28 protein-coding genes and 1 pseudogene are annotated in these 25,771 nt (G+C 62.2%); 14 read left to right on the plus strand and 15 right to left on the minus strand.

Annotated features, from left to right (window positions below; genetic code table 11):
- Nucleotides 1-337: 337 nt before the first annotated feature.
- Both KCX59_RS01730 and KCX59_RS01735 read right to left on the minus strand, forming a co-directional pair.
- A complete protein-coding gene (locus KCX59_RS01730) occupies nucleotides 338-541 on the minus strand; it encodes a hypothetical protein (RefSeq protein WP_179017556.1) in 204 nt (67 codons plus the stop codon).
- Nucleotides 542-614: 73 nt separating this feature from the next.
- Nucleotides 615-1,046, minus strand: coding sequence for a hypothetical protein (locus tag KCX59_RS01735; protein WP_256871425.1), 432 nt, complete (start codon nucleotides 1,044-1,046; stop codon nucleotides 615-617).
- 177 nt (nucleotides 1,047-1,223) lie between these two features.
- Here KCX59_RS01735 and KCX59_RS01740 point away from each other — a divergent pair, with 177 nt between their 5' ends.
- The 3 genes from KCX59_RS01740 (at nucleotide 1,224) to KCX59_RS01750 (ending at nucleotide 3,850) form a co-directional block, all read left to right on the plus strand.
- A complete protein-coding gene (locus KCX59_RS01740) occupies nucleotides 1,224-1,997 on the plus strand; it encodes a GAF and ANTAR domain-containing protein (protein ID WP_179017558.1) in 774 nt (257 codons plus the stop codon).
- Between the two features lie 219 nt (nucleotides 1,998-2,216).
- Complete coding sequence (locus KCX59_RS01745; RefSeq protein ID WP_179017559.1) at nucleotides 2,217-2,675, plus strand: hypothetical protein; 459 nt, start codon at nucleotides 2,217-2,219, stop codon at nucleotides 2,673-2,675.
- Between the two features lie 38 nt (nucleotides 2,676-2,713).
- Nucleotides 2,714-3,850 (plus strand): glutamate--cysteine ligase 2, encoded by a 1,137-nt coding sequence (locus KCX59_RS01750; RefSeq protein WP_179017560.1) that lies wholly within the window; start codon nucleotides 2,714-2,716, stop codon nucleotides 3,848-3,850.
- A gap of 91 nt (nucleotides 3,851-3,941) precedes the next feature.
- Here KCX59_RS01750 and KCX59_RS01755 read toward each other — a convergent pair whose 3' ends face one another.
- Both KCX59_RS01755 and KCX59_RS01760 read right to left on the minus strand, forming a co-directional pair.
- Nucleotides 3,942-4,343, minus strand: a complete 402-nt coding sequence (locus KCX59_RS01755) for a VOC family protein (RefSeq protein ID WP_011773069.1) — start codon at nucleotides 4,341-4,343, stop codon at nucleotides 3,942-3,944.
- 19 nt (nucleotides 4,344-4,362) lie between these two features.
- A complete protein-coding gene (locus tag KCX59_RS01760) occupies nucleotides 4,363-4,803 on the minus strand; it encodes a helix-turn-helix transcriptional regulator (RefSeq protein ID WP_044567994.1) in 441 nt (146 codons plus the stop codon).
- 26 nt (nucleotides 4,804-4,829) lie between these two features.
- Here KCX59_RS01760 and KCX59_RS01765 point away from each other — a divergent pair, with 26 nt between their 5' ends.
- From KCX59_RS01765 to KCX59_RS01785, 5 genes are all read left to right on the plus strand, one after another.
- The gene (locus KCX59_RS01765) at nucleotides 4,830-5,447 is read left to right on the plus strand and encodes an alpha/beta hydrolase (RefSeq protein WP_179017561.1); all 618 of its coding nucleotides are present in this window, start codon (nucleotides 4,830-4,832) and stop codon (nucleotides 5,445-5,447) included.
- Nucleotides 5,448-5,653: 206 nt separating this feature from the next.
- Nucleotides 5,654-6,655: a LacI family DNA-binding transcriptional regulator gene (locus KCX59_RS01770; protein WP_370629186.1), complete on the plus strand. Its 1,002-nt coding sequence runs from the start codon at nucleotides 5,654-5,656 to the stop codon at nucleotides 6,653-6,655.
- A gap of 8 nt (nucleotides 6,656-6,663) precedes the next feature.
- The gene (locus KCX59_RS01775) at nucleotides 6,664-7,395 is read left to right on the plus strand and encodes an HAD family hydrolase (RefSeq protein WP_179017563.1); all 732 of its coding nucleotides are present in this window, start codon (nucleotides 6,664-6,666) and stop codon (nucleotides 7,393-7,395) included.
- 31 nt (nucleotides 7,396-7,426) lie between these two features.
- Nucleotides 7,427-9,781, plus strand: a complete 2,355-nt coding sequence (locus tag KCX59_RS01780) for a glycoside hydrolase family 65 protein (protein ID WP_178992939.1) — start codon at nucleotides 7,427-7,429, stop codon at nucleotides 9,779-9,781.
- A gap of 40 nt (nucleotides 9,782-9,821) precedes the next feature.
- Nucleotides 9,822-10,226 carry a hypothetical protein gene (locus KCX59_RS01785; protein ID WP_178992940.1) on the plus strand — a complete coding sequence of 135 codons (405 nt, stop codon included), beginning with the start codon at nucleotides 9,822-9,824 and terminating at the stop codon, nucleotides 10,224-10,226.
- A gap of 205 nt (nucleotides 10,227-10,431) precedes the next feature.
- Here the strand turns inward: KCX59_RS01785 and KCX59_RS01790 are convergent, their stop codons facing one another.
- Complete coding sequence (locus KCX59_RS01790) at nucleotides 10,432-11,916, minus strand: MFS transporter (protein WP_179017564.1); 1,485 nt, start codon at nucleotides 11,914-11,916, stop codon at nucleotides 10,432-10,434.
- Between the two features lie 127 nt (nucleotides 11,917-12,043).
- Nucleotides 12,044-12,508 (minus strand): MarR family winged helix-turn-helix transcriptional regulator, encoded by a 465-nt coding sequence (locus KCX59_RS01795; protein WP_179017565.1) that lies wholly within the window; start codon nucleotides 12,506-12,508, stop codon nucleotides 12,044-12,046.
- A gap of 129 nt (nucleotides 12,509-12,637) precedes the next feature.
- Between KCX59_RS01795 and KCX59_RS01800 the strand changes: the two genes are divergently transcribed.
- A complete protein-coding gene (locus KCX59_RS01800; protein ID WP_178992942.1) occupies nucleotides 12,638-12,973 on the plus strand; it encodes a hypothetical protein in 336 nt (111 codons plus the stop codon).
- A 16-nt stretch (nucleotides 12,974-12,989) separates the two neighbouring features.
- Here KCX59_RS01800 and KCX59_RS01805 read toward each other — a convergent pair whose 3' ends face one another.
- A complete protein-coding gene (locus tag KCX59_RS01805) occupies nucleotides 12,990-13,709 on the minus strand; it encodes a TspO/MBR family protein (RefSeq protein ID WP_256871426.1) in 720 nt (239 codons plus the stop codon).
- Nucleotides 13,710-13,820: 111 nt separating this feature from the next.
- Here KCX59_RS01805 and KCX59_RS01810 point away from each other — a divergent pair, with 111 nt between their 5' ends.
- On the plus strand, nucleotides 13,821-14,351 hold the full coding sequence (locus KCX59_RS01810; protein ID WP_179017566.1) for a MarR family winged helix-turn-helix transcriptional regulator: 531 nt from the start codon (nucleotides 13,821-13,823) through the stop codon (nucleotides 14,349-14,351).
- Here KCX59_RS01810 and KCX59_RS01815 read toward each other — a convergent pair.
- The 7 genes and pseudogenes from KCX59_RS01815 to idi all read right to left on the minus strand — a co-directional run bounded on the left by KCX59_RS01815 (nucleotide 14,346) and on the right by idi (nucleotide 20,196).
- A complete protein-coding gene (locus tag KCX59_RS01815; RefSeq protein ID WP_179017567.1) occupies nucleotides 14,346-15,551 on the minus strand; it encodes a prenyltransferase in 1,206 nt (401 codons plus the stop codon). The genes KCX59_RS01810 and KCX59_RS01815 overlap by 6 nt on opposite strands.
- On the minus strand, nucleotides 15,548-15,898 hold the full coding sequence (locus KCX59_RS01820; protein WP_179017568.1) for a lycopene cyclase domain-containing protein: 351 nt from the start codon (nucleotides 15,896-15,898) through the stop codon (nucleotides 15,548-15,550). Before KCX59_RS01820 ends, KCX59_RS01815 begins: the two co-directional genes overlap by 4 nt.
- Entirely contained in the window at nucleotides 15,898-17,520 is a 1,623-nt protein-coding gene (gene crtI / locus KCX59_RS01825) for a phytoene desaturase family protein (RefSeq protein WP_370629187.1), read from the minus strand. Before crtI ends, KCX59_RS01820 begins: the two co-directional genes overlap by 1 nt.
- Nucleotides 17,500-17,586 (minus strand): annotated as a pseudogene (locus KCX59_RS01830) (hypothetical protein); the annotation flags it as partial. The pseudogene KCX59_RS01830 and the gene crtI, both read right to left, overlap by 21 nt.
- On the minus strand, nucleotides 17,547-18,482 hold the full coding sequence (locus KCX59_RS01835) for a phytoene/squalene synthase family protein (RefSeq protein ID WP_178992948.1): 936 nt from the start codon (nucleotides 18,480-18,482) through the stop codon (nucleotides 17,547-17,549). The gene KCX59_RS01835 and the pseudogene KCX59_RS01830, both read right to left, overlap by 40 nt.
- Nucleotides 18,479-19,645: a polyprenyl synthetase family protein gene (locus KCX59_RS01840; RefSeq protein ID WP_179017570.1), complete on the minus strand. Its 1,167-nt coding sequence runs from the start codon at nucleotides 19,643-19,645 to the stop codon at nucleotides 18,479-18,481. Before KCX59_RS01840 ends, KCX59_RS01835 begins: the two co-directional genes overlap by 4 nt.
- Complete coding sequence (gene idi, locus KCX59_RS01845; RefSeq protein WP_091464750.1) at nucleotides 19,642-20,196, minus strand: isopentenyl-diphosphate Delta-isomerase; 555 nt, start codon at nucleotides 20,194-20,196, stop codon at nucleotides 19,642-19,644. Before idi ends, KCX59_RS01840 begins: the two co-directional genes overlap by 4 nt.
- A gap of 103 nt (nucleotides 20,197-20,299) precedes the next feature.
- Here idi and KCX59_RS01850 point away from each other — a divergent pair, with 103 nt between their 5' ends.
- Nucleotides 20,300-20,887: a MarR family winged helix-turn-helix transcriptional regulator gene (locus KCX59_RS01850; RefSeq protein ID WP_179017571.1), complete on the plus strand. Its 588-nt coding sequence runs from the start codon at nucleotides 20,300-20,302 to the stop codon at nucleotides 20,885-20,887.
- Between the two features lie 26 nt (nucleotides 20,888-20,913).
- On the opposite strand, the gene KCX59_RS01855 is transcribed toward KCX59_RS01850, so the two are convergent.
- Complete coding sequence (locus KCX59_RS01855) at nucleotides 20,914-21,732, minus strand: CPBP family intramembrane glutamic endopeptidase (RefSeq protein ID WP_179017572.1); 819 nt, start codon at nucleotides 21,730-21,732, stop codon at nucleotides 20,914-20,916.
- A gap of 175 nt (nucleotides 21,733-21,907) precedes the next feature.
- Here KCX59_RS01855 and KCX59_RS01860 point away from each other — a divergent pair, with 175 nt between their 5' ends.
- From KCX59_RS01860 to KCX59_RS01870, 3 genes are all read left to right on the plus strand, one after another.
- Complete coding sequence (locus KCX59_RS01860; protein ID WP_178992952.1) at nucleotides 21,908-23,026, plus strand: EAL domain-containing protein; 1,119 nt, start codon at nucleotides 21,908-21,910, stop codon at nucleotides 23,024-23,026.
- A gap of 115 nt (nucleotides 23,027-23,141) precedes the next feature.
- Nucleotides 23,142-24,446, plus strand: a complete 1,305-nt coding sequence (locus tag KCX59_RS01865; RefSeq protein ID WP_178992953.1) for a glycosyltransferase family 87 protein — start codon at nucleotides 23,142-23,144, stop codon at nucleotides 24,444-24,446.
- A gap of 34 nt (nucleotides 24,447-24,480) precedes the next feature.
- Complete coding sequence (locus tag KCX59_RS01870; RefSeq protein WP_370629188.1) at nucleotides 24,481-25,743, plus strand: glycosyltransferase 87 family protein; 1,263 nt, start codon at nucleotides 24,481-24,483, stop codon at nucleotides 25,741-25,743.
- The last annotated feature ends 28 nt before the right edge of the window (nucleotides 25,744-25,771 follow it).

Below are 25,771 nucleotides of genomic sequence, written 5' to 3' on the forward strand. Positions count from 1 at the left end.
CGCGGATGGTACAAGACCCCGGACGCGCGAAAAGGGCATGCCGAGCTCCCTGTAGCGCGGCATGCCCTCGTTCGGATCCCGACTGGGGGATATCTACGGGATCCGGTCTGTGGAGTGAACCTGCCTGGTTTCCTTGCCGGCCTGGGCTAGGTCAAAAGGCCAGGGGGTTCTCCCGGTGTTGGCGGCCCCGGCGTCGGTGGCGAGGGCACTGTGGGTCCCGGCGTGGGGTCCGGGACGGGTGGCGGCCCTGGTTCCGGCAGCGGAACGGGCTCAGGAGTGGGTCCTGGCTCGCGGGTGGGATCAGGATGCGATGGGTCCGACGGGAATCCGCTCATGATCAGGCGCTCTGCCGGTGGGTGGAGTGTTGCGGCCGAAGGCTCCCCGGAACGGTAGAGGGATACCTGCTGGAGTCCCACCCCAAGTCCGGGTAGTCGATGGGAAGGTTGTCCGGATCCGGCGGATCGGGAAGGCGGCGCTTGCCGGCTTGCCCCAGCTTTCCACCTGTGGTCGAAGGTTCTTTCCGTTGTGATTCTGCGTGCATGCTATCCCTCCCGGTAGCTCCGGACTTGTTGGTGTAGCTCCTCATGGCTCTGCCTCTCATGTCGTATCCAATGTCAGTCCGGCATTTCCATGCGGAAGCCGCAGTGGCACCCGAGGATGCGTGTATTGATGAGTACCTCGTACATCCGCATCTGCGCTCCCGGAGTCAGCACCAGGGGTGCCTGGACCCTGCGAAGCTCGCAGCTTTTGGTTTTCATGGGTTCACCGCAGTGGAGGTACTGGCCGCCGAATTGCAGAACCCCTTGGGGGACGCCGGGGCGGTTCAGGACCGCGGCCACGCGTCGTACGGAGGCGACATGTTGGTAGGAGTACCTGCAAACATGGCACTCGTACGCCACTTCCACCATGTTGGGCGCGGGCGGATAGTGCGACTGAATGGAGTTCACCAGGAGGTGCTGGTCGGTATCGCAGCGCGAGCACCAAAGCGGTTCATCGGGTGGTTGATGTGCTTCGTCCGGGACTCTGGACGCTGGCTGAGCCGGCATGGGTCTGTACCTCTGCATCAAAAAATGCGGGGTGCCCGTCTGCATGAGCTGGAAAACCTGAGTCCCGTGATGTGGACTACAGGTCGATTGTGCACATAGGTGCACGCCAGATGCAAGGTTTTTGATTCCTTTGCTGATCCGGTGACGAGTTGGGCTTGGGCGACCGTAAAATGAGGCATGGACGAAATAAGCATTGATTTTGCGGCGCCTGATGCTGTCTCTGCGCCCGACGATGTTTCGGTACCCGAGCAGCTGCAGGACCTGGTGATAGACAGTGAAGATGTGGGCGGATTCCTACATGAGCTCGCGGTTTTTTCGGCTTCTGCCGTATCGCAGGCCGTTGGCATGGATGTGCTCTGCGGCATCACTCTCAGCCGGCGACGCCGCACTGCCACGGTAGCTGGAAGCACCCATGAAGCCAGGCTGATCGATGAAGTTCAGCAGGCGTACGGTGATGGTCCTTGCCTGGAGGCCATGCGAAGCCGCAGCACCCAGCATGTTCCCGACACATCAACCGAAGAAAGGTGGTCCGAGTACTGCTCAGTGATTGCCGAGCGGGGACACCTTTCCGCGCTCTGCGTGCCCTTGGAACTGGATGAAGGCGCCACGGCGGCGCTCAACTTCTTCGCGCCGCAGGCCAACGCCTACGACGAAGCAACCATCCGCAATTGCGAACTGTACGCAAGCCAAGCCGAGCGCTCACTGCGGCTGGCTGTACGGATTGGTGTGAAGCAGCAGCACGCTGACGATCTGCAGGAAGCCATGCAGACCCGTACGGTGATTGACCTCGCCAGTGGAATCATCATGGGCCAGAACCGCTGTACGCAGGAAGAAGCGTTCCAAATCCTCAAGAAGGCATCGAGCACCCGGAACCAGAAGCTGCGGGACGTGGCAGAGACTATCGTCAAGAGCGTGGCCAACGAAACTCCCGTGGCGCACTTCGAAGCGTAAAAGCGCGCGCACAAGGGGCAGGCAGCAAACCCATCACTTGTGACGGGTGCCACTAGTGAACTACATTCATACATGGGTTAAGCAGATAGCCCTTGGAGCCTCATGAGTTGTACCATCCCGGATGGTCCAAGAACTGCACCTTTTCAGCCGCGGCCCCTTTCGGCCGGCTCACAGCGTGCCTCCATGCAGGTTCCTTGAAGGAGCAAAAGGAGAATGGCAATGACGCTTGGATCCCCGATTCCCGCCCCGAAGCCTGCAAGCGGACGGGCACCTGCAACTGTCGATACCGGAGCACGCCCTTGGTGCACCGTTTGCAATACTGATTCCTACATTTTTGTAGAGACGGTTGTGGAAGCAACACCGAATCAGTCGGAGATCGTCGAAGTCAGCTACACCTGTAGCGAATGCGATACGTTTTACGCCCACGCAGTCCGCCTGGATGCCTTGGTACCCGCCATCCAGAGTGAATTTCTTTCCACGTCTGCAGCGGGCCTCTGGTTCAGCTGCACCCACTGCGGTGATCCCATGACCTTGGGACGCCCCACGGAACGCGTCATCGAGGCGCCCCGGACCACTGACGATCCGGGCAGTCCCAGCCTCCTTGAGGTGTACCTGCAGACGCAGGTGCTCCACTGCCGTTGTGGTTTCCAAATGGAGGTTCCGCGCCACGTTGGATAACCGCCGTCTCTAAATAACTCGTCGCGGGGAGGGTGGCTATGCGTACGTTTGGCGTCGAAGAGGAACTACTTATTGCCGATCCGGTGGACGGCATGCCCCTGGCATTGGCCGCCGACATCTTGGATGTGACCTCCCCTGAGGGCCCGGAGTCAAACCCTCAAGGGCCTTCGCTGAAGTCGGAGTTCAAACAGGAACAGATTGAGGTCAACTCGCTGCCCTGCCGGACTGCCAAAGAACTCAGGGCCGAGATCCGCGCCGGGCGGGCGTTGGCCGACTCTGCTGCCCTGGCTGTCGGGGCGCGGGTTGCCGCGTTGGCCACCCCGCCGGTCTTCCATGCCACGCCGACGACGGGCAACCAGCGCTACGCTGCCATGGGCGCGGAATTTGGTTTGATTTCCCGCGAGCAACTCACTTGTGGCTTTCACGTCCATGTGTCCATCGAGTCGCCGGAGGAGGGAGTTGCAGTCCTGGACCGGATGCGCCACTGGCTGCCGGTCCTCTTGGCGCTGAGCGCCAATTCCCCGTTCTGGATGGGCGCTGACACGGGGTTCGCCAGTTACCGCACGCAGATCTGGAACAGATGGCCCACGGCGGGCCCCATGGATGTTTTCGGCTCGGCGGACGGCTACCGGGCGGTGCTTTCAGAGTTGCTGGGGACCGGAGTTCCACTGGATGAAGGCATGATCTACTTCGACGCCCGCTTGTCCAGGGGACACCCGACGGTGGAACTTCGGGTTGCCGACGTCTGCCTCTACGCCGAAGACGCCCTCACCATTGCGGTCCTCGCACGTGCGCTTGTGGAAACGTCGGCAAGCGAGTGGCGCAAGGGGGGCCCGCCGTCGAGCACTTTGACGCCGGTAATCCGCATGGCCAACTGGAAGGCCAGCCGTTTCGGTATCAACAACCAATTACTGCACCCGCTGGAGCAGGCGCCATATGCTGCCGCCGATGTGGCCGGTGCCCTACTCCGGCACATCCGACGGGCATTGACTGAATCCGGAGATCTGGCGCTCGCGCGGACAGGGGTGGCGAACATCCTCCGGCGCGGAACCGGCGAGCGGCTGCAGCGGCAAGCTTATGGCCGGCGGCTGCGGCTGTCCGACGTCGTAACTGCGGCAATCACATCCACGCATCAGGACGGCGAGCGGTCGGATGCCAGTCTGATTAGTCTCTGACAACAGAAGAACGACGACGGCGGGACGTCGCCGTGGGTGCCCACGGTAACGTCCCGTCGTGCGTGCTTTCGGGCTGTGAACCCGAGGATGGTTAGCCCTGGTTGATGCGGATCATGTTGCCCGAAGGGTCGCGGAAGGCGCAGTCGCGGGGGCCCCACGGCTGGTCGATGGGTTCCTGGAGTACCTCGGCGCCGGATGCGCGCAGCTTTTCGAAGGTGGCGTCGAGGTCATCCGTGGTGAACACGAGCATGGGCATGACGCCCTTGGTGAGGAGTTCCTGGATGGCGTCGCCGTCGGCCTGTGAGCGGCCTGCGTGCGGCGGGGAAAGGACCAGCTCAAGATCAGGCTGGGCATCGCTGCCGATGGTGACCCAGCGCTGGCCGTCCGAGCCGACGTCGTTCCGAACGTCAAAACCCAGGGCGTCCCGGTAGAACGCGAGCGACTCATCGACATCGTTGACTGTGACGTGTGCGTACTTCAATGAAATGTTCATGAATCACACGCTATTGCAGCTATGACGCGGGCGCTTCTTCAATCCTGCTCAGGTTTTTGTTACCTGTTCGTTCAGGACGGGTGTGCTGTTTGGCGATGCAGTTGGGCATGGCCTTCACGGCGTGGTGCTCCCGGGCCCGGTATTCGCTGGGGTTGATTCCCACAATCTCCGTGAAGCGGGTGCTGAACGAGCCCAGCGAGGTACAGCCGACTTCCATGCAGGCATCTGTCACGCTTGTTCCTGCGCGGAGTAGGGCCATGGCGCGCTCAATGCGCCTGGTCATGAGGTAGTTGTACGGCGATTCGCCGTAGGCGGCTTTGAACTGGCGGGAAAAATGTGCGGGAGACATCAGTGCGCCGGCGGCCATGGTGGGCACGTCCAGCGGACGCGCATACTCGCGATCGATGAAGTCGCGGGCGCGCCGCAGATGGGCCAGGTTGGCCAGTTCCTGCGGAGTCATGGGCACAGTCTACTAGGCTCGTCCCCATGGAATCAGTGGTGTGGTCGAAGCCCGAAAACCAGCGCAAGGGCACGCCGTTGCTGGTGATGATGCACGGGTATGGCACCAGCGAGCAGCGTATGGTTGACCTCTTCCCGCACCTTCCCGGCGAGTTCACCTGCGCGGCAATTCGCGGCCCCAAGAGTATCGGTGACCACTACGGCTGGTTCCTGCTGGACTACTTCCTGACCAACGACTTCGCGGATGTCATCGCGTCCACCAACTCGGTGTTCAACTGGATCAACTCCGTCAAGGACAACCACAGCAGCGTCAGCCTGCTGGGCTATTCGCAGGGCATGGCAATGGCCAGCACGCTCCTACGCCTGCGGCCCAACGCGTTCAAGGCAACGGTCGGGCTGTCCGGGTTCGTCCTGGACAACGATCTCCTGGCCCTCAGCGAGTCCTTTGACGCCCCGCCACCGTTCTTCTGGGGACGGGATAAGGCCGATCCGGTCATCAACGAGGACGCCATTGCCCACACCGAGGAGTGGCTGGACGCCAACGTCGCACTGACGGCGCGGACCTACCCTGGGATGGGACACAGGATCGAGCCGCCCGAATTGGTGGATGTGAGCGCGTTCCTGAAGTACTACGTCTTGGGTTAAGCCCCAAGGATTAGAAGGCATCCAGACCACGGAATCAAGCTTTCGCCGAGATTCGCGTCACAATATCGCATTCGACCACACTCTATTGAATGACAAAATTGTAAGCGCTTACACTTTTGGCTGGTGTCCCGGTTAGGGGCTCACGCGAAGGCGTCAGACGAGGATGGAAAGGGTTGAGGCCGTGTTGCATGGTTAGGACTCACAGAGTGACAATCCAGGACGTAGCCGTTCTCTCCGGGTTGTCCATTTGCACGGTGTCGCGGGCCCTCAGAAACCTCCCCAACGTTTCTGAAAAAGCCCAGCGACAGGTGGCGGAAGCCGCCAGCAAACTTGGCTACAAAGCCTCCGCCGCAGCGTCCAGGCTGGCCGGTGGGAGCACGGGTTCGGTGGCCATCGTGGCCCCGACCGCCACTGCCTGGTTCTTCGCCCAGGCCGTGGAAGCAGCAGAGGAAGTCTTCGGCGATAGTGGCTACGACACAGTCCTGATCAGCCTGCGCAGCAAGGCCACCGTGCGGCAACAGTTCTTTGCGGATCTGGGAAACCTGGCGCAAAGAGTGGATGGGCTGCTGCTGCTCAATATTGACCTCGTCCCCACAGAAGTGGAAGCGTTGGAAGCCTGCGGACTGGCAGTGGCCAGCGTGGGCATGCGAAATGTTCCGTGGGACAATGTAGGTATCGATGACGAACACGCAGCCTGGCAGGCAACCCAACACCTGCTGGGGCTGGGCCATTGGGACTTGGCAGTTCTCTCGAGCAATGAACACTCCGTTGTGACTGAGACTCCACGGTTCCGTGGCTTCAAACGTGCGCTGGATGATCACCACCTCACCGTCCACCCGGACCTTGTGGTGGGAACCGGGCCAAGCATCGACGACGGCAGGCGGGCAATGACTGAACTCATGACCCGCGGCGGGAGGCCCACTGCAGTGTTCGCCCACTGCGACGAGGCCGCGTTCGGTGCACTGATGGCACTGCGTGAACACGGCCTTTCCGTGCCCAAGAACGTATCCGTGATCGGCATAGACGATCACCCCATGAGTTGGTTCCTGGGCCTGAGCACCGTGGCGCAACCCGTTGCCGACCAGGGCGCCTTCACAGCAAACCTGCTGTGTGAACGCCTGCTGAATACTGAAACCCCCCATCAACCCTCCAACCACCTGCTCGATACCAAGCTCATCGAACGCAAGACCACGCGCCACAAGCGCTGAACGGAACAATGCACATGACTGATCTTCGTAATGCCTGGACTGGCGCCTCGGCGCTGTTGTTCGACCTCGACGGCGTGCTGACGCCCACTGCCGTGGTGCATGAGCAGGCGTGGCAGGAGCTTTTCGACGGTTACCTGGCCGCAACGGGCCATCCGCAGGGCTACCAGGAGAGCGACTACTTCGATCACATCGATGGCAAGCCCCGCTTCGACGGCGTCCGTGACTTCCTGACGTCCCGCGGCCTCACACTGCCCGAAGGACCGGTTCATGACCACCCGGACAACGAAACCGTGCAGGGCCTGGGCAACCGCAAGAACGCGATTTTCAACGAGATCGTGAACTCCCGCGGCGTTGAGCCGTATGAGGGCTCGGTCAAGTTCATCAACGCCGCAGTGGAACTGGGTCTCAAGATGGCTGTGGTGTCCTCCTCGCGCAACGCGCCTGCGGTACTGAAGGCCGCCGGGCTCGACCACCACTTTGAGGTGGTCGTCGACGGTCAGGTTGCTGCCGGCGTCGGACTTCCCGGTAAGCCGGACCCCGCCACCTACGTCTATGGAGCAAGCCTGCTGGGCGTGCCTGTGGAGGAATGCATCGTGGTTGAGGACGCAGTGTCCGGCGTGCAGGCCGGTGCAGGAGCCAACTTTTTCGCCGTGATCGGCGTGGACCGCGGGGCGGGCCGGAAAACCCTGCTCGACGCCGGCGCCACGCTGGTGGTGGACGACCTCAACGATCTTCTCTGACCCTACTTTTTTCGAAGGACTTCAACAGCCCATGGCACTCATCAGCTCCGATCGGCTTCGCTTCCCCTGCGAGCCCTGGAAGCTCGTAGAGAATATCCACGTCCCCGGTGACGAGGGAACGCTGGAAACGCTATTCGCGCTTGGCAACGGCCACCTTGGTATTCGTGGCTCGCATTCGACCGCCGGCGACGGCGAGCTTCCCGGCACGTTCATCAACGGCTTCCATGAGATTTGGGACATCAAGCACGCCGAAAATGCGTATGGCTTTGCCCGGACCGGCCAGCGGATCGTCTACGTGCCGGACGCCAACAACTTCACAGTCTCCATTGATGGCGAAGCCCTGAGCCTTGCCGAATCCACGGTGCTGGACTATCACCGCAGCGTGGACTTTTCCACAGGGGTCTACGAGGAAAGCATCACCTGGGCCTGCCGCTCGGGCGCTACCGTCACGACGGTGGAGCGTCGCGCCGTAGGCTTCGATTCCCGCGGATGTCTTGGCTTGGAACTGTCGCTGACAGCTGACCGCGACGTGTCCGCGGACATTACCTCCGGCGTCGTGAACCGCCAGGACCAGCCTGTGGAGGACCACTCGGTCCACGACCCCCGCCGCTCTGGCCGGCACGCTGGCCGGGTCTTGCTGCCGCTGCACCTCCAGGGCACCGACGGCTCGCTTCGCCTGGCATGGGAAACGTCCGAGTCCCGCCAGCGCGTCGCCATGGCCGTTGACCACTGGATTTCGGCTGAAGGCCAGCCCTTCGAGACCTTGGTGGCGGAGGACGAATCGTCCGTCCGCTACGTTTTGGCCATTCACGACGGCGACACTTTCCGTTTGGAGAAGTCGGTCAGCTACGTGGTTGCCGGCTCCTCTGACGCCGAAGACCGTGGTGAAAGCCTCGCGGCCGAAGCCGAAGTGAACCTGGTGTCCTTCTCCGACATCCTGGCCCAGAGCAAGGCCCACTACGCCGAATACTGGACCACGGCGGACATCTCCATTGGCGGTCAGCCGGAGATGCAGCAGGCGGTGCGCTGGGGTTTGTTCCAGTTGGCACAGGCTACTGCCCGGGCGGGCGTTGCGGGTATCCCTGCCAAGGGTGTGAGCGGTTCCGGTTACGAGGGCCACTACTTCTGGGACCAGGAGGTCTACCTCCTCCCGTACCTGACCTACACCAATCCCTGCGGTGCACGGAAGGTGCTGGAATCGCGGCACGCAATGCTGCCGGACGCGCGTGTCCGAGCCAAGGAGCTCAGTGTGGACGGTGCACTGTTCCCGTGGCGGACCATCAACGGCCTCGAAGCGAGTGCCTACTATGCGGCCGGTACTGCCCAGTTCCACATTGCCGCGGCCATCGCCTTCGCCGCCAACCGATACCAGTGGGCCAGCGGCGATGACACCTTCCGCGGCGAACTCGGCGCAGACCTGCTGATTGAGACAGCACGCATGTGGGCGTCGCTGGGCTTCTTCGGCAAGGACGGAATGTTCCACATCCACGGCGTCACCGGCCCGGATGAGTACACGGCCGTGGTCAACGACAACCTCTACACCAACGTCATGGCGCGCTTCAATCTGCGGGCCGCCGCCGCGCTGGAACACGAGGGGGTCGCCGAAACCGAGCGCATGGTGTGGCGGCAGGCGGCCGAGCGGATGTCGCTCCCGTACGACCCCCACCTGGAAGTCTTCAGCCAGGACAACGACTTCATGACGCTGGAGCCGTGGGACTGGAACACACCCAAGTCCAAGTACCCGCTGCTGCTGAACTTCCACCCCTTGGTGATCTACCGGCACCAGGTCCTCAAGCAGGCTGACACCGTGCTGGCCATGTTCCTGCAGTGGCAGGACTTCACAGCGGAGGAAAAGCAGCGCGCTTTTGACTTCTACGATCCCATCACCACCGGTGACTCCACCCTGTCCGCCTGCGTGCAGGGCATCATGGCGGCTGAAGTTGGGTACGGCGACGTCGCGTTGAAGCACTTTACCGAGGCACTGTTCATCGACCTCGACAACTCCCACGGCAACACCATCGACGGCGTCCACATCGCCTCCACTGGCGGTATCTGGAGCTCCTTGGTGTGCGGTTTCGCGGGCATGCGGGACCAGGGCGAGGTGCTGCGCTTCGATCCTCGCTTACCCTCGGAGTGGGAAGGCCTGTCCTTCCGGCTCAAGGTGCAGGGACGCCTGCTGGCCGTAGACCTCTCGCAGGGGTCCATGGCCCTGACGCTCGTATCCGGTGAGGACTACAGCGACGAGCCGTTGAGGATTGATGTGCGGGGTTACGACGTCACTGTTGGTGCGGTCACCGTCACCGTGCCGCTGGACACCGTACCCGTCCCGCCGCCGTCGATCTTCCCCAGCGTCTTCCCGACGGCGGGCCTTCCGATCATCCGTTAAGCCACCGGTGCCGCGACCCGCCTCAGGATGCCCACGACGTGTGGTCCTCAAACTCAAAGTGGCCGGCCATCTAAGCGGCACCCCGTTCCGGAACGTCCGCGGGCGGCTTTGCCCCTGGCATCGATTGCCGAGCCGCGGCGTTTCGACGCCGTTCCAACTCACAGTTGATGAGGTCCAGCAACGCTTGGGCCGGCTCCGACAAGTGGTGGGTGTCCGGAGAACCCAGCTGGTCGCAGTGGATGAGGACGTGACGGATTCGTTCCAGCTCGCGGGAGGGCACCAAAGGCCAGCGATGGAAGAGTTGCCTGACGGCTATGGCTCCCAAGAGGGCGTCGGGTTTGTTGGCAGCGCGATGGTGGCCATGGTTCTCGGCTGCTCTTCGTCGAGCAACACTGGCCGCGGAGGGTGCGACACCATGGGCCAGGAGAATCTCGGCCTTGAGTGAATTGGGGGCCATTGGGGACCTGCCAAACGTGAAGCGAGGGAAGCCGGCTGCGTGACTTTGAATTCAGCTTACAGAATGTGAGTTATCTCACGCCATTATTAACGTGAGGCGTCCGCCGTCGTAATCCTGAATTCCGGTCCACGGCGCATCCAGTGCCGCAGCGCGAGGCGCCGCCACCCTGGCCGGGGTGGCGGCGCCTCTGCGTTTATCCCAGATGGATGTGGGGAGTGTCCTCGGCGCCGCTGAAGGTCTTGCGGTCGATCCTGATGAGGAGCAACGCAATCGGGGCGATCAGTACCGCCACTCCTGCCGCCCAGAGGAACACCAGTGAGTAGCCCGAGGTCAAGGCGGCCAGTGTCCCGCCGCCGACTGCGGCCGTGGCCGCGGCCGCAATGGTGCTGAAGAGCGCGATGCCCAGCGAGCCGCCGATCTGCTGTGACGCGTTGACCAGTGCGCTCGCGACGCCGGCATCGTCCTTGCTCACTCCGAACAGGGCCAGGTTCTGCATGGGGACGAAGACCATTCCCAGGCCGATGCCCATCAACACCAGCGCAGGCAGCATGTTCACGGTATAAGTGCCCTCGGGTGTGACCTGGGTGAGCCACAGCATGGCAGCGGCCATGAAGACAGGCCCCAAGGCGCTGGGGATTCTCGCACCCAACCTCGGCAGGTTCTTCGCAACGAGGCCCGCCGTGACAATCAGGACCACCGTCATGGGCAGCGATGCGATTCCTGCGGCAAACGGCGCGAAGCCCAAAACGATCTGCAGGTAGAAATTGATGAACAGGATGCCGCCGATCAGCACTGCCCCCGCCAGGAACGACGCCAGGAAGGCTGCCGCGCGGTTGCGTTCCGTAGCGACACGCAGCGGGAGCAGTGGATTCTTGACCTTGCGTTCGACGGCGACGAACAGTACCAGCAGCACCGCACCTGCGGCGATGAAACCCCATGATTCGATAGCGCCCCAGCCATGTTCGGCATTGGCGAAGCCGTAGACCAGGGAGCCCAGCCCTAGTGCGGCAAGAACGACGCCGGGCCAGTCGTATTTGGTGGAGCCACCGGCTTTGCTTTCACTCACCAAAGTCCAAACGCCGATGAGGGCGATGACGGCGATGGGGACGTTCACGAAGAAGCACCAGCGCCAAGAGACGAACTCGGTGAGAAAACCGCCGAGTAAGACTCCGGCCGCCGCGCCCACTCCGCTAATGGAGCCAAAGATGGCGAACGCGGTGCCACGGTCCTTGCCTCCCGGGAAAGCAACCGTCAGAAGCGCCAGCGCCGCCGGCGCGAGTAGGGCTGCGAAGACACCCTGCAGCGCTCGTGCTCCGATCAGTTCCCACGGCTGCTGCGCAAGTCCACCGATCAGGGACGCGATGGCGAAGCCCGCCGAGGCTGTGATGAAAGTCCGCTTCCGCCCCCAGAAGTCCGCGATGCGCCCCCCGAGCAGCAGGAAAGCTCCGAAGACCAGTGCGTAGGCGGTGACCACCCATGCCCGGGTCGAGTCGCTGATGCCCATCTCCATCTGGAGGCGGGGGAGTGCCAGGTTCACGATGGTGCCGTCCAGGACAACCATGAACTGGGCCAAGGCCAGGAAGGGGAGGGCACGCCAGCCGATCCCCTTTTTGTTGTGTTGGCCTTGTTTGCCGCCTTGACCCAAAGAGCCCGGCGTCTCGAGTAGTTGTGATGCCACGCGTCATCCATTCTTGTAAGTAGTAATACTTATGAAAGTATAAGTACTTTTGGGGAGGCGTGTAAGCCGTAGGGGAGTGACTTATGTCCTAGTGATGTTCTGGTTGTGGGGTTTGTGCCAGTTCGGTTTACTGTTCGGGTGCCTGTTCGGGTTCGGCAAGGAACGAAGCCAGTCGCTTCAATGCGGGCAGGCTGGCCGCGATCTGTTCACGCTCTTCGGGAAGCAATCGTTCACTGGCTTTCGTCAGCGCATCAGCCCATGCACCCTCGAGGAGTGACTTGATGCGCATGGATTCGTCCGTGGGGTGGAGGGAGACGTACCGCTTGTCCGCTGCATCCTTGACTCGCGTGACCAGGCCGGCAGCCACCAGCTCGCGCAACTGGGCGCTTACGTTGCTCAGTTGCCTGCCCAGGCGCGCGGCCACCTCAGCAACGGTGACGCCAGGCTGGCTCTCGACGATCCTAAGGATCTCCAGTACGCCGTTGGATATGGGACGGAGGCCTGTTTCGTTGAGCGACTTTCGCCGGATGTCGGACGAGATATCGATCATGCAGACGGCCAACGCCACATGGTCCACTGGCTTTTCTCCCATCCGTCAAGCATAGGTGGGTGCAATAGTGGAGCCACGATCAACCAGCAACAGCTCTGGGACGACGAAGCGGCAAGCCAGTACGACACCCCTGGCGAGGGGATGTTCTCGCCCGATTGCTAGGCTGGACTCATGACCCGTCGCCTTGCCGCCCTGACCGCCGTCCCCTTGTTGCTACTGCTCGTCGGCTGCGGAGCCGTGGAGGAAGCAGCTACAAGCGCAGCCAGCGACGCCGCATCGAAGGTGGCTACGGCCGCCGCCGATGAAGTGACCAAGCAGGTGTGCGCCGTAGTCCAGGACGGCTTGGTCAGCGTTCAGGACAAGCAGTTGCTTGCCGGCTTGGTGTCGGCCGCTGGTGCTGCCGGCGTTCCCGCTGAAATCACGACGCCGTTGAACCAGATCGCTGAAGCCGGAGACGAGGTGCCGGCCGAGTCGGTTCAGGCCCTTAAGGACGCCTGCGCACCTTAATCCCTGAACCCCGCGCTTATCCGTGTGGCTCACCGCTGTGCGGGTCGTGCAGCGAACTAGTGCGGGTTTCGCAGCCGGGCCAGCGCCCGGCGATCGCGGCCGCCAAAGCGAGGCGCCCGTGGCCCTTGATCGCCAAGGCGATGCCCACCACGGCAACCACCACCAAAACGGCTACGGACCAGACCTCGGGACGCAACCCGAAGCCCCCAAATCCTGAGGCTTTCAAAGCAGCAGCAATGTTGGCGCACACGGCCACGCTGGTCCAGCCCAAGTACAAGCCCAGGGTTCCGTCAACAACAACAGCCTCAACCCATGAGCCGGCCGGGCTCTGGCTGTAGCGCAGGAAAGCCAGCACAAGGGTCATCAGCAACGTCAGGATCACCAGGACGCTAAGCAGGAGCCATCCAGCCTGCACGGACAAGATCCACGCAGCATTAAGGATCATGGACACGGCGACGATCCAACCAAGCGACCGCTGCCGCATGCTGGAGCGCTGGGACGGCAGCCATTGCCACACCGTGAAAGCGGCAAGTCCGGTGTAAACCACAGACCAGATGGAGAACGCCGGGGTCGCGGGAGCCAAAAGGGTTGAATCGGCGGCCAAAGCGCCGCCAGCTGCCTGCGCGATAGGCGTCCCGCCGAAGACGCCAACGCCGATCATCGAACCAACGATGCAGACCACCAGGCTCGCGGTGACCGTGATTTGCCGCAAAAGATCTGAGCTTCGGGTAGCCATTTGCTGAGCCTCTTTCCTTGTGGGATGTGCGGTGTCATGCATTCACGAGGTACGTGACCTAGTATCAAAATGCTAGTGAAACGAGCTTTACGCTTATCGAAGGAATGTGGGATGGACTCGGAAGGCCACGCAAAGGGCTATTGGTACGGGAAAGACCCGGGCCAGAAGGCCATTGCCATTGATGTCCTGAACGCCTTGCGGGATTACCGCGCCTCCGAGCAAGCGATGCGTCGCAGGACCCGCTCGTCCATGGGAATGGGAGAGAAGGATCTTTTGGCCCTGCGTTATCTCTTCGAAGCCGAGGCCGCGGGCAAAGTGATGAAGCCGAAGGACTTGGGCGACAAGCTCGGCATAACGTCGGCGTCCATGACCACGCTGATTGACCGTTTGGTGGAGTCCGGCCATATTCGGCGCGAACCCCATCCAACTGATCGTCGGGCATTGATCCTGAAGGCCACTCCGGGGTCCGACCAGGAAGTGCGGCACACTTTGGGTGGAATGCACCGCCGGATGCTGGACGCAGCGTGCGCCTTGAGCCCTGACGAGTCGCAGGTGGTGGTGAACTTCCTGCAGCATATGCGTGAAGCCTTGGACACGATCGACGACGAACCTGAGGCGCCCGGACAAACGCCGCCTTCATGACGTGAGGCTCCACTGCAGGATAAAAATGAGCGTTACCAGGAATCCTGAACCGTAGTTGAGCCAGATGAACCGCCGCCATGCCACATTGGTGCGTGCCGCCGTCGTATCCGTGACGGTCCAGTACGGGGCGCAGTTGAGGATGTACGGCGCGGCAATGATCGCCGCGAGCGGCCCCGGCCACGGCGTGGCCAGCATGGCCAGTCCAGCAACAAGCCAGAGTCCGACGGCGAGCCTCACCGTCCGGCGGGCACCGATGACGGTTGCTATGGAGCCAATGCCGGCCTGCCGGTCGGGTTCAATGTCCTGAACCGCGCCGAAGGCGTGTGCGGCCATTCCCCACAGGAAAAACGCGCCCAGTAAGATCAGCAGCCCAGGCGTCACATCAGCGCCGGCCAATGCCAACCCGACGACGGCGGGACTGACGAAGTGCGTGCTCGACGTCAGCGAGTCCAAGACGGGGCGTTCCTTGAAGCGAAGTCCGGCGACCGAGTAAGCCACCACGGCGAATGCGCTTACGGCCAGGCTGACCCACGCGGCAGGCCCACCAGCGAACGCCAGTACCAGCAGCAACGGAATGTTGGTGATCGCCGCGAGCCACAGCATGGGCCGGTGAAGGTGCGGCTGGAGGAGCGCGCCTTCGATGCCGCCCTTGCGCGGGTTCTTGAGGTCCGACTCATAATCAAACACATCATTGATGCCGTACATGGCCAGGTTGTAAGGGACCAGGAAGTAAAACGTGCCAACGATCAGAATCCAGTCGATCTCGTGGGTGGTCAAGAGCATGGCGGCGGCAAACGGGTAGGCAGTGTTGATCCAACTGACCGGTCGTGACGCCAGCAGGGCTTGGGGGACGAAGCCTTTGAGGTTGGATGAACCGGAACTGGAACCCTTACGTTTGCGCGTCAGCCACATCCACAAGCCAGGGAGCGCCACGACACCCGCCAGCGGATAAGCGAAATCCTCAATGGGCGCCAAGCCAATCTTGAGGCCGAGGATGTGCGAAGAGTCGTAGTGGAAGAGCTCCATTCCGATCATGACGGAGTCGAATACGGCCGTGAGGACGGCCAGGGCCGCGAACGCGAGTCCTACGGCTTTCCAGTGCTTGCCAGCCTCGCCGGGCCGGACGCCCTGACGAGCGAAGATCACGCCGGCAACGGCTGCCGCGGCGATGAAGGCGAGCGCGAGCCACAGGTACGTCATACGGTCTCCCGCTCTTTCTCATGGCGAGTGACCGGTACGCGGTCAAGCAGTCGCCGCGCGCCTGTGTACAGGACCATCGTGCACAGCACCAGGAAAATCAGGAACACGGGTTCTTCAATGGGCAGCTCCGGCGCGAGCAGCAACCCCGTGGCGATGGTGCCTTCCCCGCGCAGGAAGATCCCCAGTCCGATTCCGGCCAGGTCCCACGCAAGAAGGAACAAGAGCCCGACGGCGGTCACGATTGCCGCTGCTTTTGCGTCCCGCCAGAAGAACAGTCGGAAACGGTGGTCGAGCAGCAGCATGCAGGTGATACCCAGCAGCAATGAGACCAAGTAGAGAACACCCATTAGCCAATCCTGCTAGCTACAGGCCTCACAGTGGTAGGGCCGGCGCTGTGATCGCCGCGGATTCGCTTCAACACCAGCTCGGCGCTGATGAGGCACATGGGCACACCGACACCCGGTGCAGTGGTGGCGCCCGCGTAGTAGAGGCCGCGAACACGTTTGGACGAGTTCTGGGCCCGGAACATCGCGCTTTGCCGGAGGGTGTGTGCGGGGCCAAGCATGCCGCCCCGCCAAGAGTTGTAGTCTCGTGCGAAGTCGGCCGGTCCGATGGTGTGCCGGACCACCACGCGTTCGCGGAGATCCGGAATGTTGGCCCACTGGGCGATCTGGTCGATTGCGGCGTCGGCAGTCCGCTCGATCAGCACATCGCCGCTGCCATCAGGTCCACCCGCTCCCAGGGATGGGTCGGCGGGGATGGGAACCAGGACAAAAAGGTTCTCGTGGTCCGGTGGTGCGACACTGGCGTCGGTAGCACTGGGCTTGCAGACGTAAATGGACGCGGGATCCGGAATGCCCGGTTCTTCACCGAAGATTGAGGCGAAGTTTGCCTCCCAATCCCGGGTGAAGAACAAGGAATGGTGGGGAAGGTCCGGCAGCGCACCCTTCACACCCAACATCACCAGCACTGCTCCGGGCCCACTGGTGCGGCTCTGCCAGTACTTTTTGTTGTAGCTCCGGTCCCTGACGCCCAGGAGCTGGGTTTCGGTGTGGTGCAGGTCGGCGCCGGAGACCACTTGGTCGGCAACGCTGTAGTGCTCTGCCCCGGAGTTGTCGCGCCACTTAACGCCGGTGACTTCCCGGCTGTCCTTGCCGGTGAGGCCAGCGGGAAGGTTCAGGCCGTCAAAGCGCCCCAGTTTCTTGGTGTGCGTGGCTTCGCGGGTGGTGATCTTGAGGGCTTCCGCGCCCGTGTGAATCCTGACCCCTGCGTCGAGCGCCAATGCTTCGAGGCGCTCAACGAGGGCCCAAAAGCCGCCCATCGGGTACTGCACGCCGTCCCCCAGGTCCAAAGCACTCATCAGGTGGTACATGGCCGGCGCATCGGTGGGGTTGGTGCCCAGGAAGACTGCCGGGTAGCCTAGAACCTGGCGGAGCACTGGATGCTGGAATCGCTGGGCCACGTATTTATCGAGTGGCGTCAGGAGCAGCTGCGCTAGCTTGGGAAGGCTCCGCACAACCTGTGGTTGAAGCAGCGCCTGGAGTTTGGTGAAAGGGTTGTAGAGGAAGAACCTTTCGGCCATTTCAGTGGTGTGCCGCGCGGAAGCGAGGTAGGACTTGAGCTGCTTGGAGCTGCCGGGCTCAACTCGCTCGAAGGTTTCCAAAACCTGGTCGCTGCCAAACGGGACGGTGAGCGGGTCGGGCCGCACGCCGTCGTGGTTTGGTTCGCTGAAGATGCGGTACGCAGGGCTGAGCGTCCTGAGGTCCAACTGTTCGGCGGTGCTGGTGCCGAGCAGATTGAAGAAGTGGTCGAAAACGCCGGGCATCAGGTACCAGGAAGGGCCGGTATCCCAGCGGAAGCCGTCCCTCTCGAGGCTGCCGGCACGGCCGCCCACCTGGTCGCGCCGTTCGAGGAGCTGGACCTCGTGTCCTTCGTGGGCGAGGAGTGCGGCGGTGGCAAGCCCAGCGATGCCACCGCCGATCACTACTGTCCGGGTCATCGGTGCAACTCCATCCAGGTTGAGGCGACGGCGCGGGCGGCAAGCCCGGCTTTCACGGGATCCGGTACACGGACCCGGGAGCGGTAGAGTTCGTCCACGGTGGTCTGTTCGATCCTGTCCGTGAGCGCTTGGAACAGGGCCAGCGCGCTCCGGACAGCAGCCCTGGCGTCGCGCGGAAGCATCGGAATGACGGCGTTGGCGTCGGCAAGCTGCGCCCGAATGGTGCTGACCCAGCCCATGCGGTCGCGGTCCTCAAGATGGTCAGCGGTGCCAAGGTAGCTGCGCCCCAGCCGGGTGGTGTCGTCCGCAAGATCCCGGAGGAAGTTGATGTTCTGGAAAGCAGCGCCCAACCTGCTGGCGCCGTGCTCCAAAGCTGCAGCGTCGCCGTCGTCGACCTTCTCGTCCCGCATGAAGACGCGCAGGCACATCAGCCCCACCACCTCCGCGGAACCGTGGACGTAGCCGTCATGGGCATCGGCGTCGAAACGAAGGGGCGTCGGCTGTTCAGTGGCCGAGGCAGAAGTGCGCTCAAGTAAGTCGGTGCGCTCGCCGAGGTCCATCCGCATGGAGTCAAAGAACGGATCGACGAGCGAGTCATCGATCCCCGCCGCGCGGGCCGTCTGGGCGAATGCGTGGATGATGAGGTCGCTGCTGTAGCCGAGTTTGACGGCCCGGTGTGTCTCATCAATGAAGTGCGTCAGGGCGTCGCACTGCTCCTGGTAGCTCAGGCCGGCTTCCGCCGTGACGCCGTCCACGAGTTCGTCGGCCACCCGTACCAAGGCGTAGATGTTGCGGACGTGCTGGCGGTGCCTGGACCCCAGCAGCCTGCATGCCAACCCGAACGAAGTGGAGTATGCGGAGATGACCTGGTTGGCGGCGCGCTCGGCCGTCCGGGTGAAATGCGTCAACGAGGTATCGGTGGCGACCGTCATGATTGCCGTCCTTCCAGCTGTCCCGCGAGGTCAAGCAGGACGTTGCGTACGCTTGCCGGGATGGTGGTGGTCAGCTGACTGTTGAATGCATGCATTTGTTCCTCGATAAGGCCTTGGACGAATGCCTCGGCTCCGCAATCGCTGAGATGCCGGCGGACGTGCTCACCGTCGCCGACACTGAGCTCAGGCATGCCGAAGAAGGGCTCGATGTCCGGCCAAGCGTGCGTTGTCCGTGCGTGGGCGATGATGGCCGTCTCCTTGCCCTCGCGGAGGTCCGAAAAGGGATCCTTGCCGTGGCGGCGAGGATCCCCGAACGTGGACAGGAGGTCGTCCTGGAGTTGGAAAGCCAGCCCAAGATGCCTGCCGGCGGTTGCGAGCGAATTCTCGACGGCGAAGTCGGCGCCGGCCAGCGTGGCGGCGGCACGGAGCGGGAGCTCGAAGGTGTACGTGGCGGTTTTGTAGCCGCACATCACCAAGATGGTCTGGAGGTCCGGGGCTATGACGCCGTCACCAAGGCCCACATCCAGTTGTTCGCCGGCCACTGTCTCGTTGATGGTGTGTTCCAGGAGGTCGAGGAGCCGCAGGCGAAGCTCGTGGGGAAGATCCGCCCGGGCGAAGGACTGGTGCGTAGCCGCGAGGAGCATGTCGCCCATGAGTATTCCGCCGGTTTGGGCCCAGTGGAGGCTGCTGCCGGCGCGGGTTCCACGAACGCCGTCAGCGCTATTAACGCCCTCCGCGCCGTTAGCGCCGTCCGCGCCGTCCGTGCGGGCGGTTGCGGAGGCTTCCGCGAGGAGGGAGCCGATTAGGTTGGGGTGCCCGCGTCGGACGAGGTCGCCGTCGATCACGTCATCGTGCAGCAGGAAGGCGTAATGCAGGAGTTCAATGGCGGCGGCGATGCTGATGGCGGTCTCGCGCTGACGTGAGTCTGCGGCGTCGTACTGTTGGTGCCGCTGGCAGAGGGCGTCGTACGTTTCCATGAGTAACAAGGGCCGGACGAACTTACCGCCCAAGACGTTCTGGCCCGCGAGCGCCCATAGCCTGGCGAAGTCCGGGCCATAGGCGGTCGCTGCGCTGGCCCTTTTGCCGATGAGTCCGCTCAACTCGTTCTCGATCGCAGTGCAAAGATCGGTGCGGCCGCGTACGGCGCTTGAGGTGATGGTCATGCTTCGGCTCCAGCTTGGAGTGGCAATGCGTTCGCTTGGAGGAGTTCCGGGAATTGAAGCCCGAGCCACGGGCTGAAAGCGGACGGTGTGTGTTCCAAAGCATCGGCCAGCAGTGCGGGTGAGATCCAGGCCCAGTCCGCTACCTCGGCGGGATTCGGCTTCAACACCCCGGTGATGCGGGCCAGGTACACGGGGCAAATTTCGTTTTCCACTATGCCCGTTGGATCTACTGCCCTGTATCGGAAGTGGGGGAGGACCAGTTCAATTCTGTTGGCGTCCACTCCGAGTTCGAACTGCGCGCGTCTAAGGACCGCATCCTCGAACTCTTCACCGGGGCCAGGGTGGCCGCAGAAGCTGTTGGTCCAAACACCGGGCCACGTTTTCTTCTCGGGTGAACGGCGGGTCAGGAGAACTTCCCCGGCGTCGTTGAGCAGGTAGCAGGAAAAGGCGAGGTGGAGGGGCGTATCCAGTGTGTGAACTCCTGCCTTGGGAGCCTCGCCTATGGGCGCCCCGGCGTCGTCAAGGAGGACCACCATCTCTGTCGCGTTCATGTTGCGCCTTCCTCCACACCCTGTTTCTGCCCGAAACCTGAATATTGCTAGACAAGCTAGAAGAAAGGCTACCATGTAGGAAGTTAGGTGTAACATACCAAACATGTCCAGTCCTGAAGAGATACCTGAAGAAGCCGGGACCCCGGTTTCAGCTGGCATCTATGATTTGGACGCCAACGATCCTCATCAGGAATTGGTGGATCGCTCCGACCTCTCCGACGCGGATGTCCAGCAAATCAGTGACGTCATGGCAGCGCTGGGAAGGTTGCGCGAAGCCGAACAACGCCTCTCCGACGCCTCGCTCCGGTACATGAAACTCAACCAGTCCGACATGCGTGCGCTGCACTACCTGATTGTCTGCGCCAACCATGGCGTGATAGCCACACCAGGCGCAATAGCCTCCCGGCTCAATATCTCGACGGCGTCAACCACCAAGTTGCTCGACCGGTTGGAACGCGCCGGCCACGTCACGCGACGCGCGCACCCCTCCGACCGCCGCGCCCTCGCCATCGCCATCACACCCGAAACGCACGAGGCCGCCATGAGGACCGTTGGGCGGCAGCAGGCCAAACGGTTCCTCGCTGCGGCCAGGCTGAGCCCTCCTGAACGGGATTCGGTGATTCGATTCCTTGATGACATGGCGCAGGAGATCGAAGTTTCACATGAAGCGTGGGCAGGTTCGGGGACGTAGGCTTGCCGCCGATTCAGAGAGCCGGACTAGTAAAGGAAGATCGGCAGCCAGTCCCGGTTGTGTGCATGCACCAGCGCGAGGAACAGCACGAAGTCGAACAGCAGGTGCACGGACACCACGTACGTGAATGACTTGGTGAGCTTGAAGGTGTAGCCCTGCAGCAATGCGAACGGGAACGTTAGGAGCGGACCCCACGACTGGTAGCCGATCTCCCACAGGAATGACGAGAACACCACAGCTTGCAGGAGGTTGGCCAGCCAGTCCGGAAAATGCTGCCGCAGCAGGGTGAAGGTGGTGCAAATGAAGAACAATTCATCCCAGATACCCACGGCGTTGACGCCAAGGAAGAGCCGCCAGAAGATATCGGGATCTGAAGCGTCCGGCCAGTTTTGGTAAACACCTGTCCGGATCAGGTACACCGGCAGGATGAAGTAACCGAGCGCCACCACGCCTATCAGGTACAGTTTCGCTGCCAAGGGCCACTTGCGGCCGGTGTTCACGGGAAATTTGATGATGTCCTCGCGGTAGGCGAACCGGGACACCAGCCATGGCACCAGCACAGCCAATGCCAGGGCGCCGCCCATGAGGGCCATGTGCTCTGTGCTGAGGTCGGCGTTGAGCGGTACCAAGCTGAAGATGGTCATGCCCGCCGCGATCAATGCGAGGTGTCGCATCAATCGGTGGTCGATGAAAGCCGCGGTGGCCACGCTCGCCAGTAGCAGGCCATAGCCGAGCAGCTCGTTGCCCATCGCAAAGAGCGGCACGCCGGAGAAGGAAAGCAACGCCGCCGGCAGCAGCTTCCAACTGAGTGCGGTGCGGGGTGATTCCGTTGAAATGGATGTCACCCCTCCAGCATGTCAGGGCTTGCCGCCCAAGGACACGTTTTCCCTTGTCAGGAGTCATTGCGGTGTCTCGGATGCTCTGATTCCTCTGTAAGATTCGTGACAAGGCCCACACGTTTTCGTGGAGGTCATGTCATGGCTGGCTTTGCCAGTGGGGGGACACACAAAGGAATAATTAATGGCTCAAGACGCGGGCTCTTTTAAACCGGAAAGCGGCAGCTCACCGAAGGATGGCGCTGCGGCGGCCGATGACGCTGTTGTGGCGCCGGCCAGCGAAGACATGACCATGCGCGAACAAGTGCTGGATATCATTGAATCCATCCTTGCCGACAGTGATGCCCGGAGCGAAGGAGCAAGGAAAAACCTTCGCGCGTTGATTGAGGCACGCCCCGACGACCCGGAGCGCGCGTTGCTGGAGCACTTGCTCGAAACCCGCAAGCCGCCGGGTTCTGCGGCCAAGGTCCCGGTTCAGCGTGAAGTTGCCAGCCTGCACTTGGAGTCCTCGGACACAGCCCGGACAGTATCTGTCCCTGTTAGCCATGAGGTCCGCGAAGGCATCCAGTCGATCCTGGCGGACAAACTCCTGCTGACAGCTTTCCAGCCCGTCCATGCACTGCCTGGAGGCGAGGTGGTGGGCGTAGAGGCGCTGACCAGGTTCGTTGGTGAGGACGGGGCCGGAGCCGATGTGTGGTTCAACGAGGCCGCAGCAGCCGGATTGGGCACGGAACTCGAAATTGCCGCACTGCACTGCGCCCTGACAGCAGCGCACGACGTCCCGGACAACATGTCCGTGGCGCTGAACCTCACCCCCACAACGTCAAATGACCCCCGAGTGCGGAATCTTCTTGCTGCAGCAGCACTGGCTCCGGACAGGATCATTGTTGAACTGACGGGCAGCCTGGAATCCGTGGAAGGGCAAACCGGCGACGACGGCCTGGGGCCACTGCGAACCCTGGGCCTGCGGCTCGCCATCAGTGCGTCCGGTGCAGCTTTGGTTTCCATGGAACGGATTGAACAGCTGCGCCCCGACATCATCAAGCTGGACCGCCATTTGATTGAGGGAATAGAAAGCAGCGACGGTCAGAAAATCCGGGCCAGGGCCATCGTGGAACTTGCCCGGGAGATCGGCGCGGACATCATTGCAGAAGGCATCGAAACTGCAGCCGAGCTTGATGAAGTCACCGCGCTGAAGGTCACAGCAGCGCAAGGTTACCTCCTGGGTCGCCCCTCTGTTCACCCGTTGGATTGGTCCGCATGGAGCATACGCGCGCAGACGGAAGCCCAGCCCGCAGGGTAAGCAACTGCCGGGCGTTTGGGTGTCTCGCGTAAAGTAGCATGCGGGGGTTTTTCGGTCCCAAGAAAATTGGGGATTGCTGAGGCAAGGACCCACCTAGCCAGGAAGTTCTTCGTTGATGGACAGTTTTTTCAGTAAGCTCGCGGAAATCCGCGGTAAAACAATCCCAGCGAGGTTGGCGGCACGCATGAACTCCCCGCGGGGCCTGCTGTGGGGCTTCGTAGTGATTCACCTGGTGTTCCTGGTCTTCGGGGCCGTGCTCTCGTTGCGCGGCGAAGCCTTCAGCGACACCTTTATCTACCGTGAATGGGCGCTGGCCGGATTCGACGAAGCAAACCTCACCGGGGGACCCAGCCCGTGGGTCTATCCCATCCTGGCGCTGATTCCCATGGGCCTGGCAGCTGTAGCCGGTCCTGGCCCCTTCTTCTTCCTTTGGGTCCTGCTCACCACACTGCTGAACGGCTGGGCGGTGCTCAAACTCACTGACCGCGGCCGCCGGCAGGAAGCAATCCCGGCTGCCTGGTGGTGGCTGGTATTCGTCTTCCTCATGGGCTGGTTGGGTTTCGCCCGCGTTGACGGGTTAACTGCCCCCATAGTCCTCGTGGCCCTTGTTTACGGTGTCACCCGGCCCTTCGTCGCGTCGGTCCTCCTGAGCATCGCCACCTGGGTGAAGGTGTGGCCCGCCGCCGTGATGCTGGCCTTGTTCGCAGTGGTCAGGAAGCGCCTGCACGTTGTGGCGGCAGGAATTGCGACGACGGCGGTTGTGGTTGGGCTGGCAGCGGCAGTTGGTGCCGTTCCCAAGCTGCTGAACTTCCTGACACAACAGGGAGATCGCGGCATGCAGCTCGAAGCGACCTTCACCACCCCATGGCTGTGGTTGTCGGTCCTCGGCGTCGGGGATTCCCGCATGTATATGAACACTGACATCAACTCCATGCAGGTGGACGGACCCGGCACTGCGTTCATGTCCGTGCTGATGCAGCCCCTCCTCCTGCTGGCAGCGGCCGCCGTCGCGGGTTTGACCTTCTGGGCCCTGCACCAAGGCAAGCTCAACGGCGGAGTGGACCGGACAGAACTCCTGCTTTCAGGAGCCCTCACACTGGTGACCGCGTTCATCGTTTTCAACAAGGTGGGTTCACCGCAGTTCATGGTGTGGCTTGCACCGGCTGTAGCTGTAGGGCTGGCGCACAACTGGAAAGAGTGGCGCGTTCCGGCCACCATGCTAATAGTGATCGCCGTTGCCACCTACTTCATCTACCCGCTCTTCTACGATGCTTTGAGTCACAACAATCCTTGGATGGCCCTGGTCCTGAGCATCCGCAACGTCCTGCTGGTGGTCCTCTTCTTCTGGTCGGCGCGTCGCCTGTATTCACTGGGCCGTAAGCCCTCCGTGGTCAGTGCACCAGCGGGCAAGGAGCACTAAGATTTCCGCGACGTTCTTCGACCAGCTGGTCCGTATCCGCAGCCGTGTCCTTCCTCCCGCAGTTGTAGCGTGGTTCGCCCGCCCCTCCAGCGTGTGGTGGGGATTCGCCGTGGTGCATTTCTACTTCCTGTGCTGGATGGCTTCTTTCTTCCTCAGCGGCAACACCTTCAGCGACACTGAGCAATACCGCCAGTGGGCGATGGATGGCTACAACCCGGAGAACCTCAACGGGAAGATCAGCCCCTGGGTCTATCCAGTGCTGGCCCAGATTCCCATTTTCCTGGCGGGGATTGCCGGTCCGGACCTCTACTTGCTGATGTGGACCCTGCTGATCACGGCCCTCAACGCGTTGGGTCTCTGGTACCTGACGCGTGGCCCACGGCGGGTCACCGGGATCGCGCCCGCATGGTGGTGGCTGTTCTTCACAATGTTCATGGGATACCTCAGCTTTGCCCGCGTTGAAGGCATCACCACCTCAATTGTTTTGATTGCCTTGATTTGCGCTGCCCAAAGGCCGGTTGTTGCCTCCGTCCTGTTGAGCATCGCAACGTGGATCAAAGTGTGGCCTGCAGCGGTGCTGGTACCCATCATCATCGCTTCCCGCAACCGGCTGCAGATGATCGCTGCCGGGGTAGGCGTCACCGCCGTCGTCGGTTTAGGAACCTACCTCGCTGGTGGCTTCAGCCACATCCTGGACTTCCTGATCAACCAGGGCGAGCGCGGCATGCAGCTGGAAGCCACTTTCTCCACGCCCTGGGTGTGGCTGAGCGTCTTCAACATCGCCGGATCCAAAATGGCCGACAATACAGCCATCAACTCCACAGAGGTCTACGGGCCCGGTGCCGAGGTTGCGGCGTTCCTGATGCAGCCGCTGCTGATAGTTGCCGCGATTGCGGCCGCCATCCTCCTGATCCGTGCACTCAATCGTGGAGCGGAGCGCGAGGAACTGTTCCTCGAGGGTGCCTTAATGATGACCACGGCGTTTATCGTGTTCAACAAGGTGGGCTCGCCGCAGTTCATCATCTGGCTGGCCCCTGTGATCATTGCCGGCCTGACGCACGACTGGAACCGTTGGAAGGTGCCAGCCGCCTTGTTGATGGGGATTGCCATGACCACGTTCGTGATTTATCCGCTGTTTTACACCCCGCTCATCCACGCCCACCCGATCATGGCAGCTGTGCTCACCACCCGGAATGTCTTGCTGGTGGTACTGCTCTGGTGGTCGGTGCAGCGGACCATTGAATTGGGACGCCGCGTGAACCGGGATGGCGCTCCGGTGGTCCCGAAAGCGCTTTAGGGTCCAGGCCAGCGCTTTAGGTCCTCAA

It is taken from the genome of Paenarthrobacter nitroguajacolicus (assembly GCF_051027655.1).
GTDB lineage: Bacteria > Actinomycetota > Actinomycetes > Actinomycetales > Micrococcaceae > Arthrobacter > Arthrobacter nitroguajacolicus.